Raw genomic sequence first — 13,450 nt, 5'->3', positions numbered from 1 at the left:
GTAGTCATGGGAAAAATTCCAATTATAAAAATAAAAAAATTTTTAATTGTGTCACTTGATAGTGATTTAACAGATAAATCAGCTATTGAACTACAATCTGATATACTTAATAAGGTTTACGAAAATAAAGTGGGGGGTGTTTTAATAGACATCTCAGTATTAGATATGGTGGATTCGTATCTAGGCAAAATTATAGCTGATATGTCAGCTATGATTAGATTATTAGGTGCAGAAACAGTCCTTGTAGGCATGAAGCCCAACGTGGCTATAACTCTTGTAGAGATGGGATTTAATATAGATGGAATTACTACTTCAATGAATGTTGAAACTGGAATAGAGATGTTAGAGAATATAATAAAATCAAATGCAATTCAGGAAGTTTTTAAAGATGAATTGATGAAAGTGAGAAATGATGATATGTAGTGAAATTTCTATTGAGTATGAAAATGATATAGTCATTGCTAGGCAAAAGGCAAGAGAAGTATCCAAACTTCTAGAATTCGGAATTGTAGATCAAACAAGAATTATTACTGCTGTTAGTGAACTCGCAAGAAATATATTTCTATATGCACAAAAAGGGAATGTTTTATTTGAAGAAATTTTTGAAGGAAGAAAACATGGACTGAAAATTTCTTTTAGAGACAATGGACCTGGAATTGAAGATGTAGAATTTGCAATGCAGGGTGGATATTCTAAAGGCCGAAGTATGGGGCTTGGAATGTCAGGAAGTAAAAGGCTGATGGATGAATTTTACGTAACTTCAATATTAGGGAAGGGAACAGAAATCATAATAAAAAAATGGTTATGATATTTATTTGATTTCGCATGGTGAAATATTTAGATGGAGATATTTGAAATAAGAAACGATTGGGATATAGGTCAAGTTAGAAGATACATAGCAGAAAAAAGCAAAGAAATTGGATTTTCTAGTATTGAAATAGGTGAGATATCTATTGTAGTTAATGAACTTTGTACAAATTTAATAAAGCATCATTCAATTGAAGGTAAGATAATATTTAAGAAAATAGAGATGAACGGAAAGAATGGAATTGAAATTATATCTGAGGATAAAGGACCAGGTATTATTAATGTAGATGAAGTTATAAAAGATGGAATATCTACAAAGGGTACAATGGGAGGAGGCCTTGGAGCAATTAAAAGATTAATGGATAGTTTTGAAATTTATTCTAGAACAGGCATTAATTTAGGAAAGCATATCGGATATGGGCATTTGCTTGAAAATAATGGCATTGGAACTATAGTAGTAACGCATAAATGGCTTAAAAGCAGTTTAGATATAGGTAATAAAGAAGTGAAAATAAGTGTGATGAGTAGACCTTATATTGGATGTAAGGTAAATGGAGATTTATATTACATTAAAGAATTTAATAATAAAGTTATTCTTGCACTTATAGATGGGTTAGGACACGGAACAGAGGCTAATAAAGCTGCAATTAAAGCAAAGGAACTTTTGGAGGAAAACAATTATAAACCATTAAAAGAATTACTTTATAGTATTGATTCGGGAATGAAATATACAAGAGGAGCAGTAATTGGTATATGTATAATTGATAAAGAGAGAAAAACATTTGAATATGGAAGTATTGGTAATGTTCAGCTAAGATACATTATAAACAACAAAGACAAAAAATTTATAGCTACTAATGGTACTTTAGGAGTTTCTTTTAATACGAAAGTTAATGTGCAGCAAAGCTCATATGAAAATGGAGGAATTATAGTCATGAACACAGATGGTATATCTAACAAATGGGAATATGATGAGTACTCATGTATACCAACACATAATCCAGCGGTGCTTTCTAATATGATTTTTAGGGATTTTGCAAAAGATAATGATGATGCGACTGTCTTGGTGGCAGTTATTTAGAGGATGTTATATGAGTGAAGAGAAAGAATATTTAATTAGAAGAAACATTGAGTTAGAGGAACAAGTTGGGAATTTGACAAAGGAACTTATTGAGACCAATCACGAAGTACTAAATATTTTACAAGCTTTTGAAGATTTAAATAAAGATATGCTGATTAATGATAAAGAGAAAAATGATTTTTTGGCCAAACTTAAGAGTTCTAACAAAGAACAATTAGAAAAAATTAAAATGCAGGAAAATGCGCTTATTCAAGCTGATAAATTAGCATCCCTAGGCCAGCTTATTGCAGGAATAGCTCATGAAATCAATAATCCTAATACATATATAAGAGCAAATATAGAGCTTTTACAAAAATATTGGAGATTATTAGAAAAGAAAATAAGTGTAGATGAAGGAAATTTTTATGCATCTATTGTAAGTGATATTCCGAGTGTTATGAATTCAATGTACAAAGGAACAGAAAGAATTATGGAAATAATAAGTGCACTTAAGGCTTTTGCGAAGGAAGAAAAGTTATTTTATGAGAAAATAAATATAAATGAATGTATAGAAGAAGCTTACAAATTAGTTAAGGTTGAACTAACAAAGAATAAGATAATATTTCTGAATAAAGTTTCGCAAGTAGGATACGAAATTAATGCATCAAAGCAGAAAGTAGAGCAAGTTCTAATTAACTTATTTTTAAATTCAATTAAAGCAATAAAATTTAAAAGAGAAGAAAATGGTCAAATTGTTATATTTACATCAGAAGATAAAGATAATTTTAATATTTCCATAAAGGACAATGGTTGTGGAATAAAAAAGGAACATTTAGATATGATTTTTAATCCATTTTTCACTACTCATCAAGAGGAGGGGGGAACAGGACTCGGATTATCTATAGTGCATGGAATTATGAAAGAGCATGGGGGAAGTATTAAAGTAATGAGTACTGAAAATGAGGGGACAGAGTTCACACTTGTATTTCCTAAGGGGAGATGATAAAAATATGAATCAAAATGAATTGTTAGAAGTTTATTTTGAAGAAACTAGTGAAAATTTAGAAGAAGCAGAAAGATGTATGATAAGTTTAGAAAAGTCATTTTCGATGGAAGAACTTAACACCCTTTTTAGATGTATTCATACAATTAAAGGTAGTTCAGCAGCTGTAGAATTTAATGAGATTTCAAGTCTAGCTCATAAATTAGAAGATATTTTAAACCATGTGCGTGATGGAAATTTAGAATTTAATACGGACAATTCTAACCTTTGCTTTAATTCTATAGACAAGCTTGTAGAATTATTTCGTTTTCGCAGGCAACATAAAAATAATGATATGGATTATGACATAATAAACAATACTTTAGATATTGAAGTAAACATGGATGAACTAATAAATAGTTTAAAGAAAAATTTTGAAGATATAAAGGAAGAGCAACCAAGTATTGTAGTAAACACGCATAAGGAGGATAATGGTGAATTTTCACAGACATATTTTATAAATATAGTATTTGATGTTGAAGATATAATGCAATCAATAACAAGATTTATGATTATTAATTCAATGAATGAAAGTGGAAATATATGTTACTCGTATCCAAATGTGGATTTTATGATATCAATGGATGTTGCGGATCCGGTTTATGAATATGAATGTTTATTTAAAACAAATCTTGATAGTGAACAATTGTTTAATAAATTAGATATTCCATTTGTTAAAAAAATTAAGGTTACTAATGTGACTAATGAAATATCATCCAAACAAGAATTAAAAGACTGTGTTGAAAAGATAGATGTTTTATTTGAGTTAATAAACAGTTTTTTATCAATAGAAAAATATTATAGGAATGTTTCTTGGAGTCAAGAAGCAAAGAATAATGTAAATAACTTAACTAGAAAAATTGAAAATATTTTAGAATTCGACGAGATTAGCGAAGAGGTATTATTACTGATTAAAGAAATGAGTGGATTTCTAAATGTTCAGGTATCCATGATAGATAATAATGTGCCTATAGAATTATTTCATAGCACTCATAGTTTATATGAATGTTTAATTTATAATATATATTATAATTTTAAGAATAAAATAATTTTTAAATACCTTGAACTTCAAATAGATAAAGAAAATATAGAGAGATTAGATAATATATCTAGTAAACTCAATAAAAAAATCTTTAGATATGTATTTCTTGATGTAAGTAAAGTAGAAATACTCGAAAGTGATGAAATTAAAAAAATTATTAAAGTTAATAATTTCTTGAAAGAAGAAGGTGTTGAGCTGATTATTATCAACGGCGGAAAATATAAAAAAAGATTGTACAATATATTTGAAGCAATAAGAGACTTTAATAATATCAAGCAATGTAATGATGAAATAAACGCAGCTTTACTTCTAAAAAAATAATAAGGAGAGGTATATAAAGTTATGAAGAAAGAATATAAAATACTAATAATAGATGATGAAGAAGAGATTTTATTATCATTAAAAAAGAATCTTATACTTGAAGGATATAATGTAGAGACGTGCAATGATTCAGTAGAAGCACTAGAAATGATAAAAAACAATAAGTTGCATATTGTAATTACTGATATTGTAATGCCTAATATGAATGGTATAGATCTTTTGAAAGCAGCTAAAGCTTATGATGCATTGACACAAGTAATAATGATGACTGGATATTCAACAATGGAAATAACAATACAATCTTTAGAATTTGGAGCAAATGATTATATTCTTAAACCTTTTAAAAGCATTGAATATATTATTGAAATTATAGATTATTCTATACAGAAGTTAGAAAGATGGAGAGAGTCCATAAGAGGTCTTGTATCAAAATAGAATAATAAAAAAATAAAAATCAATTGCAGAGCATAAAGGAGAAGAAATATGACTCAGTTTGATGATGAAGATTTATTAAAATTATTAAAAACTAGTGATACAGAAATGTATACATTGGCAGAAATTCATAAAATAGTATTACAAAACGATATTAAATGCAGGATAGAAGAAATTAGAAAAAGAATTCATACTTTGCTGTGCGATGGATATTTAGGTGTTGAGTTAACAGGTGATGGTATTCAAATGTATTTTATGATTTTTTATCCGGAATATTAATTTTAATAAGTATATTTTTGCAAGGAGGTTATTATGGTTAATGAACCTTTAAAATATGCTGTACTCAATAATAAAGGCGGCGTAGGGAAAAGTACAATTTCTGTACATATTGCACATGGACTTGCCCTTTTAGGGAATAAAGTATTATTAATAGATTTGGATGGACAAAATGATTCGAGTTTATTTCTCGGAATTTATGATCAAGACTATAAAAAGACATTTTATGATTTAATCAATAAGAGAGAGTGTATAGAACTTTCAGAGTGTATTATTAATGCAAGAGAGAATTTGGATTTACTTCCATCAAGGCGCATAGATATTATAAATACAGAATTTTATAGGGAAGCAAGAATTGATTTGATCTTAAAAGAGAGACTAAAAGGAATAGATAATATGAATTATAACTATGTTATCATTGATTGTGGTCCTCAGCGAAGCAAGGTTAATGATGCTGTTTTATGTTTTATTGATAAAATTATAGTTCCGGTTCAAGTAGAATCAGCATCTGTTAGAGCCATTGGAAATATATATGAGTATCTATCTGATTTAAGATTGGATCCAGAGATGATAGAGTTAATAGTGCCTAATATGTATGATCAAAGAACAAGTGAATCTAGGGAGAATATGGAGTTGCTTGAGGAATTGTTTTTAGAAAATAACTCTATGACTGATCCAATCAACAGGAGAGTGAAGATCACAGAAGCTGGAAAATTAGGGAAGACCGTATATGAATATGATAAAGATTCTGCAAAACAATTTTTTAAGATAGTTGAAAGGTTGGTAAGCAGAAATGCCTAGAAGCAAAGTGAATAAAGAGGTAATAAATAGTATTGATAAAATAAAACATGAAATCAATCAAAAAAAACAAAAGGCAATAAAAATGCATAATTCTAAAAAGCTTATATCTGAAAAAGATAAAGATATTAGTGAAGAAAATTTAAGTGACGTAATTGAAAGATTTGATAAAAGTGAAATTGATGAAACTATTAATAAAGCTAAGTATATCGTTTTTATGCTTAACAATGAGGAATACGCAATAGAATTAATCAACGTAAAAGAGATAATTAGGGTGCCAGAAGTTAAGAAAGTACCAAATTCTATGCATATTGAAGGTTTATGTAATCTAAGAGGAGAGCTTGTCACCATAATTGATATTCATAAGAGATACAACATATCTCAAAGTGAACATAACGATAATAGCAGAATTATAGTTATGGAGTTTAATGGGTGTGTTGTAGGAATAATTGTTGATAAAGTTTTACAAGTTTTAGATATCCATAAATCATATATAAAATTAATATGTGAAAATAGTAATGATACTAAAGAAGGATGCATTGATGGCTTTATAATGATTGAAAACGGAAAAAGGCTAATTATGATTATGGATGCACAAAGCATTGTAAATATAAATGGCCTTGGAGGAAGTTTAACAAGTGTACATAAACAAGAACATCGAAAAATATCAGCTTTTATCACTGAGAATGAGGAAAGTACTCAACTGATAATTTTCAGTATAAATGGTGTTGAGTATGCATTTCATATATCTGAAGTCAAAGAAATTATCAGAATTCCAAAGATTGCAAAACCACCAAATGTTTCTAGCTGTATAGAAGGTGTTATTTCATTAAGAGATGAACTCATAGGAGTAATAAATCTTTCTAAAATTATAAATATGAATAGTGAAAGAATAAACGAGGATGGAAGTATTCTAATAGTTGATATAGGAACTTTAGCTTATGGGGTAATCGTTGATAAAGTCTCAGAAGTAAAACTGATCTATAAAAAAGATTTATTAAAGCCCTCACAAGTTGTTGGAAATATTGCTGTGGAAATAGTGAAAGAGTTTGCAAATATAGATAATGGTAAAAGGGTAGTTACAGTATTAGATCCAAATAATCTTATGGATTTAAAGGAATTGCAATGCAATTTCAAGGTTAATAATAAAGAAGAGGTTTTAAATAACCTTGATAAAGACCTGTCGGTTTCTAAAAAAACAACAGAAAGTATTGTGATTTTCAAAATAGAAAATGAAGAATATGGAATTAGAATTGATTTTGTTGAAGAAATAAATACAATCAGTAAAATCACGGGCTTTCCAAATGAAGAAAATTTCGTTGAAGGATTGGTAAATTTAAGAGGAGATATGATTCCAATGATAAATCTGAGAAGATTTTTCGGTTTGGATTTCCAGGATAACGATTCTAATTGTAAAATTTTAATAGTTAGAATAAAGAATAAAAAAGCGGGAATTCGCATTGATTCCGCATCAGAAGTTTTGAGTCTTTCAAAGGATATATTTCAAAAGTATCCTGATGGTTTAAATTCCGAGAATAATAAAAGATGTATAGATGGAATCATAAACCTTAATGATGGCAGCCGAATTGTCCTTTATTTAAATTTGGATGAAATTTTTAATTTCATGTAAAATGGTATAAACTTTATTTATATAGTATTAATTTTAAATTAAAAAAGTATTTTTATTAAAGGGGAAAAATGAAATGAAAAAGGTTTTAATTGTTGATGATGCAGTATATATGAGACTTTCTTTAAAGGAGATTCTTGAAAGAAATGGATTTGAAGTTATAGGTGATGCTGAAAATGGAATTGAAGCGATTAATAAATATAAGATGTTATCACCAGATATAGTAACTATGGATATTACAATGCCAGAAATGGATGGTGTTCAAGCATTAACAGAAATAAAAAAAATAGATTCAAATGCTAAGGTTGTTATGATATCAGCAATGGGTCAAGAATCTATTGTTAGAGAATCAATAATGAATGGCGCTAAAGGTTTTATAGTGAAACCTTTTAAAGAAGAAAATGTTATTAAATCATTAAGTAAGATATAAGATTTTAAGTGCGAAGATAACTAATAAATGCCATTGTATATAGAATTAAAGACTACTATATATAACATATAAATATATTTTTGTATCGTAAGAAAATATATTTATACTAAACAGTTACATAAAATCTGACTATGTCTATTAATTGAAAATAAGCAAGATGTAAAGTGTATGAAATTGGATAGAGGGAAACAGAATGAGAAAAGAAAAGATGGAAATATTTAAGTGCAAACCAGGTATGCTTTTAGCTGAGGATGTAATATGCAATGGTTCTAAATTAGTTTCAAAGAATACAGTATTGAATTCGTATATTATTGATAAGTTAATTAGTTTAGGGGAATATAGCATTTACATATTTGTTTTAGAGAACAATGATTATCTAAATAGGTATGATAATACTAGAGAAAATTTCAAAACTGATTATAAGTTAAATATTAATATGATTAAAAAATTAATAAACAAATTAACTTCTACAAATGAAGTTATGCAGATATCAGAGTCTATAGTTAAGTATTTAGATGAACCTAATGTTATAATAGAATGTCTTAATTCTTTAAAAAAATCAGACGAATATACTTATACACACTGCATAAATGTAGGAATATATTCAATGCTTATAGCAAAGTGGATGAATTTATCTTTGGACTTAATAAGAGAAGCTATTCAATCTGGACTTCTTCATGATATTGGAAAGATAAAAATAGATCTTGAGATTTTAAATAAGCCAGGCAAATTGACAAATGAAGAATTTTATGAAATTAAAAAGCATACTATTTGGGGATATGATTTAGTTAATCAGAATAATAATTTGAGTAAAAATATAAAAGACGCAGTACTTATGCATCACGAAAGAGCTGATGGATCTGGATATCCATTTGGTGTAAATGGAACGGATATTACATTAATCGCAAAGATTGTTTCAGTAGCAGATACATTTGATGCTATGACTTCAAATAGGGTTTATAAAAAAGGCACAACCCCATTTAAAGCTTTCGAAATGTTTATGGTTGAAGGTGTAAAACAATATGATGTTTCTATCATTTTTAGCCTTTTAGAAAATATATATCCATATTATATAGGGATGAATGCAATGCTTGAAGATGGTAGAATAGGTGAAATTGTATATATATCGCCTAATGATTTGATGAATCCTATAATAAAAGTTAATAATGAACTTATTGATATGTCAAAAGAGAACAATTTAAGTATAGTAAATATTTTTGTTTAATTTAAACATAAAAAAATAAATGGATAGATAAATGTAAACTAAATATTGAATAAGCCCTTGATCTTCAACTTTTATAAGTTTGAGAATTGAGGGCTTTGTGATAATATATGCCTATACTTGTTGTGATGTATAGGAATGGAGATTTTAGATTTGGTAGATCAACTTGATAAAAAACAAAATTATTGATTTTATAAGAGTAGAATATATATTTGATTAATAGTAAAATAAAAGTATAAATATAGACAGGCAATACTATATTTGGTTTATATTAGGGAAAATACACTTGTAAAAATTTCTTAAAAACTGGAATAAAAGAATGATTAGTATTTCGGTGAGTGTAATGTCGTAATATTTTACATTATAAGTTTAGCGAGTTCATTGGGGGGAGATCTAATTGAAGAACATAAAGAGATATTTTATGAATAAGAGTATAGGGGACAAGCTTATATTTTATTTTTTTGGAGTAATTTTGGTTGTGACTATCACAATAACTACTCTAGGAAATTTATTATATAAAAATTCAATTAATTTCTCACAAAATGAAAATACAAATCAAATAATAAAGCAAATAAATAGCAATATAGAATCTTATGTTAAAATTACTGAGAATATTATTAATTACATGTCATGTGATCCTAGAATAATAAAGTTCTTAAATGATAATAAGCCAGAAAATAATGATATGGAAGATGAAGCATATAAGTCAATTTATAATTTTATAAAATTTAATCCGGAAATAGCTGGGATAATGGTAGTGAATAATAACGGTGGTTATATAAGCGATGTTATGAATAAAGTATCAAGAGATTCCTTAACTAACGAAGACTGGTATTCTAAGGCATGCAATAAGCCGGAGAATATACACCTATTTACTAAACCGATAGGACGGAATATTGATAACATTTTTAGGTATTCAGCAGATGAAGTTTTCTCAGTATCTAAGGCAGTTATTGATCAATCTACTGGGGAAACAAAAGGCGTGATTCTCATTGATATAAAATTAGATGCTATTAAAAACATTATTGAAAATTCAAAACCGGGAACAGCAGGATTTATTTATATTATGGATAATAATAAAGAAATAGTATACACGCCTGTAAATAATATAGTGTATAAGATTAAAACAGAATGGATTGAAAATAACAATGATGAAAAAATTATAAAAAATATAAATGGAGAAAATTATCAGTTAACAAAGGTAGATTCACAATATACAGGGTGGGAAACTGTTGGGGTGTTCCCAGAAAGTGAAAGCTTACAGGTAATTAAGTATACAAGATACTATTCGCTTGCCGTAGCGATTTTAGCATTAGTAATAGCTCAAATTTTAGTTATTATTTTTACAAGATCTATAGTCAATCCAATTCGAAAATTAAAAAAACTTATGAGGAAAGCTCAAGAAGGTGAGTTGACAGTTTCGTTTAATGCAAAATATAATGATGAAATTGGTGAGCTTGGTAATTCATTTAATACAATGGTAAAAGAAATAGATAACCTAATAAACTTAGTTCAAATAGAAGAAAAAAATAAGCGGATTGCAGAAATGAATGTTCTGCAAGCACAAATAAAACCACACTTTATGTATAATACACTCGATACAATAAGATGGATGGCAGAAGAACACAAGGAAGATAATATAGTAGAAATAATTGAAGCATTTACTAATCTATTAAGGATAAGTTTGAGTAAGGGAAAGGAAATAATAAGCGTTAAAGAAGAGCTAAGCCATGTGCAAAGCTACCTTACAATTCAAAAGATAAGATATGAAGATAAGTTAGATTATGAAATTAACTTTGATGAAAATATGTTAAATTATAAGTTGATAAAACTGATATTACAGCCTTTGGTAGAAAATGCAATTTATCACGGAATAAAAGAAAAAAGGGGAAATGGAAAAATTTTTATTACAGGTAAAATTGAGAATAATTCATTATGTTTTACTGTAGTTGATAATGGAAAGGGAATAGAGGAAGAAAAATTAAATAAAATAAATTGTATGTTGAAAAGTGGATTCGAAAAGAAAAATGAAATAGGTTACGGGATTTTTAATGTAAATGCAAGAATAAAGCTTATTTATGGTGAGGAATATGGATTGACCTATAAAAGTATTTATGAGGAAGGTACAATTGTTGAGCTTAAGCATCCAATAGTTGAGTTTAGCTAAAAATTTAACGCCTATATAAATATTGTTGTGAAAAAAAGATAAAGTCTGGGGAGCAGACTTTATCTTTTTTATTTTAATTAATGAGGGGGAATAGTAAATCTTAGAATTAATAGTGAGGATACTTGTTTTTAGAAATATAACGATTTGCATATTCTAAAATTAATAACTAAGATTTACTATTATATCTATATAAATAAGTTATAAGCATTTAACAATTATTTCCAAGCAGTGCTAGAAAATTTTAATTCATTTTTAAATGTTGAAAGTTTAGTATCATTATTTATTACTACACATTCGATTCCAACCAGATCAGCCCAATCTAATAATTGTTCTTCATCAACTATGAATGAGAAACTAGTATGGTGAGCTCCACCAGCCATGATCCATGCTTTAGCGCCTTCTTTTAATGATGGTTGTGGTTTCCAAAGAACGCTTGCTACTGGTAAGTTTGGCATATCTTCAGTCACTTCAACACAATCAACACTATTAACTATTAAACGGAATCTGTTACCCATATCTATTAATGAAGCAGCAACAGCAGGACCGGAAGCACCTTTAAATACTAAACGAGCTGGATCTTCTTTATCTCCAATTCCAAGTGGGTGCACTTCAATTACTGGTTTTGTTGCAGCAAGTGTTGGGCATATTTCAAGCATATGTGCTCCAAGAATTAATCCATTTTCTGAATCCATATTATAAGTGTAATCTTCCATTAAACCAGTGCCTTTTCCGCCTGCCATGATTTTCATAGCTCTAAGAAGTGCAGCAGTCTTCCAATCTCCTTCAGCACCAAAGCCATAACCTTCAGCCATTAAATGTTGAGCAGCAAGACCAGGAAGTTGTTTCATTCCATGAAGTGCTTGGAAGTTAGTTGTGAAAGCTGTATATCCTTTTGCATCTAAGAAAGTTCTTAGCCCAATTTCGATTTTAGCTTGTTCACGGATAGAGTCTATAGGAGCTTTAGGATCTATATCATATAATTTAGAATATTCAGCCATAAGTTCATCGATTTGACCTTCAGTAACTTTCTCCATTGATTTAACTAGGTCACCAACTCCATAATAATCAACTGTCCAACCAAACTTAATTTGAGCTTCAATTCTATCACCATCAGTAACGGCAACATCTCTCATGTTATCTCCGAAACGAGCCACTTTAATGCTACGTCCTTCGGTAAATGCTACTGCAGGAGCCATCCATTTAGCTATATCAGCAGCAACAGAAGAATCTGTCCAGTGACCAACTACTATTTTACGAGCTATATCAAGTCTAGCTCCAATATATCCAAATTCTCTATCTCCATGAGCTGCTTGGTTTAAGTTCATGAAGTCCATATCAATTGTTCCCCAAGGAATTTCTTTGTTAAATTGAGTATGAAGATGAAGTAATGGCTTTCTAAGTTCAGTTAAACCATGAATCCACATTTTTGCTGGTGAGAATGTATGCATCCAAGTAATTATACCAGCACAGTTCTCATCGTTATTAGCATCATTACATACTTTTCTGATTGAAGGAGAATCAGTAGCAACTGTTTTAAATACAATTTTATAAGGTAGATCTTTGGTATTTAATCCTTCAACGATTATCTTTGAGTTATCAGATACTTGATCTATTACTTCAGGACCATATAGAGGTTGACTTCCTGTAACAAACCAAAATTCATAATTTTTTACTTTTAACATTTAACATTCCTCCTAATATATAAAGTGAAACCTTTTGGGTGGAGTTTTAGCTCCAGCTAAATTTAGTTGAACTTATCCATGAGCGTGCAGCCGTTATCTTCCAGTTCATCTATTGTGGAATGCTACGAATGCTAGCTATCGGATAAATAAAAATACTTATCTAATTTCAGTATACCTTTTCATGAGTACAAACAAGCCTTATTGTATGTACAAGCTTATTATAATACAATAACGTTGTACATACAAGATGTAAAATTAAAAAAAATTAATATTTTTTTTTCCAGACAAATATTATTATGTCCTAAATTAGGTAAGGACACGTTTACAGTAAAATTATCATTTAGGATTAAGATAAAAATTATGAAAGTAGATGATGTGCATTAAGTTTAAAACCTAAATAAATTTAGAAAAAACTATTGATATATATAAGGAATAGATATATAATCAAATCATCAAGTGCGTACAACCCTTAAGAGATTATTTTAGAAGAATTAATTTGTAGATTATTCTTAAGAAGTTGTTGCATAGTAATTTGATGAAAGTA

At 28.5% G+C, this 13,450-nt stretch carries 13 protein-coding genes; 12 read left to right on the top strand and 1 reads right to left on the bottom strand.

Features of this window, described 5'->3' with window-relative positions:
- Positions 1 to 6: 6 nt before the first annotated feature.
- From D2A34_RS02960 to D2A34_RS02905, 12 genes are all read left to right on the top strand, one after another.
- A complete protein-coding gene (locus D2A34_RS02960) occupies positions 7 to 423 on the top strand; it encodes an STAS domain-containing protein (protein WP_119365668.1) in 417 nt (138 codons plus the stop codon).
- A complete protein-coding gene (locus D2A34_RS02955; protein WP_119365667.1) occupies positions 410 to 808 on the top strand; it encodes an anti-sigma regulatory factor in 399 nt (132 codons plus the stop codon). The genes D2A34_RS02960 and D2A34_RS02955 overlap by 14 nt, the downstream gene beginning before the upstream one ends.
- A 33-nt stretch (positions 809 to 841) precedes the next feature.
- Positions 842 to 1,888 carry an ATP-binding SpoIIE family protein phosphatase gene (locus D2A34_RS02950; protein WP_119365666.1) on the top strand — a complete coding sequence of 349 codons (1,047 nt, stop codon included), beginning with the start codon at positions 842 to 844 and terminating at the stop codon, positions 1,886 to 1,888.
- Positions 1,889 to 1,898: 10 nt separating this feature from the next.
- On the top strand, positions 1,899 to 2,870 hold the full coding sequence (locus D2A34_RS02945) for a sensor histidine kinase (protein ID WP_182629299.1): 972 nt from the start codon (positions 1,899 to 1,901) through the stop codon (positions 2,868 to 2,870).
- Positions 2,871 to 2,877: 7 nt separating this feature from the next.
- Positions 2,878 to 4,272, top strand: a complete 1,395-nt coding sequence (locus D2A34_RS02940) for an Hpt domain-containing protein (RefSeq protein WP_182629298.1) — start codon at positions 2,878 to 2,880, stop codon at positions 4,270 to 4,272.
- A 21-nt stretch (positions 4,273 to 4,293) separates the two neighbouring features.
- Positions 4,294 to 4,707, top strand: coding sequence for a response regulator (locus D2A34_RS02935; protein ID WP_119365663.1), 414 nt, complete (start codon positions 4,294 to 4,296; stop codon positions 4,705 to 4,707).
- A 48-nt stretch (positions 4,708 to 4,755) separates the two neighbouring features.
- Positions 4,756 to 4,983, top strand: coding sequence for a hypothetical protein (locus D2A34_RS02930; protein ID WP_023973177.1), 228 nt, complete (start codon positions 4,756 to 4,758; stop codon positions 4,981 to 4,983).
- Between the two features lie 33 nt (positions 4,984 to 5,016).
- Entirely contained in the window at positions 5,017 to 5,781 is a 765-nt protein-coding gene (locus D2A34_RS02925; protein WP_119365662.1) for a ParA family protein, read from the top strand.
- Positions 5,774 to 7,408, top strand: coding sequence for a chemotaxis protein CheW (locus tag D2A34_RS02920; protein ID WP_119365661.1), 1,635 nt, complete (start codon positions 5,774 to 5,776; stop codon positions 7,406 to 7,408). Before D2A34_RS02925 ends, D2A34_RS02920 begins: the two co-directional genes overlap by 8 nt.
- Positions 7,409 to 7,481: 73 nt before the next feature.
- Entirely contained in the window at positions 7,482 to 7,835 is a 354-nt protein-coding gene (locus D2A34_RS02915; protein ID WP_119365660.1) for a response regulator, read from the top strand.
- 193 nt (positions 7,836 to 8,028) lie between these two features.
- Positions 8,029 to 9,060, top strand: a complete 1,032-nt coding sequence (locus D2A34_RS02910) for an HD-GYP domain-containing protein (protein WP_119365659.1) — start codon at positions 8,029 to 8,031, stop codon at positions 9,058 to 9,060.
- Positions 9,061 to 9,478: 418 nt separating this feature from the next.
- Positions 9,479 to 11,224: a cache domain-containing sensor histidine kinase gene (locus D2A34_RS02905; RefSeq protein WP_376747023.1), complete on the top strand. Its 1,746-nt coding sequence runs from the start codon at positions 9,479 to 9,481 to the stop codon at positions 11,222 to 11,224.
- 215 nt (positions 11,225 to 11,439) lie between these two features.
- On the opposite strand, the gene araA is transcribed toward D2A34_RS02905, so the two are convergent.
- Positions 11,440 to 12,906 carry an L-arabinose isomerase gene (gene araA, locus D2A34_RS02900; RefSeq protein ID WP_079441606.1) on the bottom strand — a complete coding sequence of 489 codons (1,467 nt, stop codon included), beginning with the start codon at positions 12,904 to 12,906 and terminating at the stop codon, positions 11,440 to 11,442.
- Positions 12,907 to 13,450 lie beyond the last annotated feature (544 nt).

It is taken from the genome of Clostridium chromiireducens (assembly GCF_003575225.1).
GTDB lineage: Bacteria > Bacillota > Clostridia > Clostridiales > Clostridiaceae > Clostridium > Clostridium chromiireducens.
This window is presented reverse-complemented; position numbering and strand designations above follow the sequence as displayed.

Coding starts and splice junctions, on each gene's coding strand:
- D2A34_RS02950 (WP_119365666.1), top strand. CDS start 842: ATGGAGATATTTGAAATAAGAAACGATTGGGATATAGGTCAAGTTAGA.
- D2A34_RS02925 (WP_119365662.1), top strand. CDS start 5,017: ATGGTTAATGAACCTTTAAAATATGCTGTACTCAATAATAAAGGCGGC.
- D2A34_RS02960 (WP_119365668.1), top strand. CDS start 7: ATGGGAAAAATTCCAATTATAAAAATAAAAAAATTTTTAATTGTGTCA.
- D2A34_RS02910 (WP_119365659.1), top strand. CDS start 8,029: ATGAGAAAAGAAAAGATGGAAATATTTAAGTGCAAACCAGGTATGCTT.
- D2A34_RS02935 (WP_119365663.1), top strand. CDS start 4,294: ATGAAGAAAGAATATAAAATACTAATAATAGATGATGAAGAAGAGATT.
- D2A34_RS02955 (WP_119365667.1), top strand. CDS start 410: ATGATGATATGTAGTGAAATTTCTATTGAGTATGAAAATGATATAGTC.
- araA (WP_079441606.1), bottom strand. CDS start 12,906: ATGTTAAAAGTAAAAAATTATGAATTTTGGTTTGTTACAGGAAGTCAA.
- D2A34_RS02945 (WP_182629299.1), top strand. CDS start 1,899: ATGAGTGAAGAGAAAGAATATTTAATTAGAAGAAACATTGAGTTAGAG.
- D2A34_RS02920 (WP_119365661.1), top strand. CDS start 5,774: ATGCCTAGAAGCAAAGTGAATAAAGAGGTAATAAATAGTATTGATAAA.
- D2A34_RS02905 (WP_376747023.1), top strand. CDS start 9,479: ATGAATAAGAGTATAGGGGACAAGCTTATATTTTATTTTTTTGGAGTA.
- D2A34_RS02940 (WP_182629298.1), top strand. CDS start 2,878: ATGAATCAAAATGAATTGTTAGAAGTTTATTTTGAAGAAACTAGTGAA.
- D2A34_RS02915 (WP_119365660.1), top strand. CDS start 7,482: ATGAAAAAGGTTTTAATTGTTGATGATGCAGTATATATGAGACTTTCT.
- D2A34_RS02930 (WP_023973177.1), top strand. CDS start 4,756: ATGACTCAGTTTGATGATGAAGATTTATTAAAATTATTAAAAACTAGT.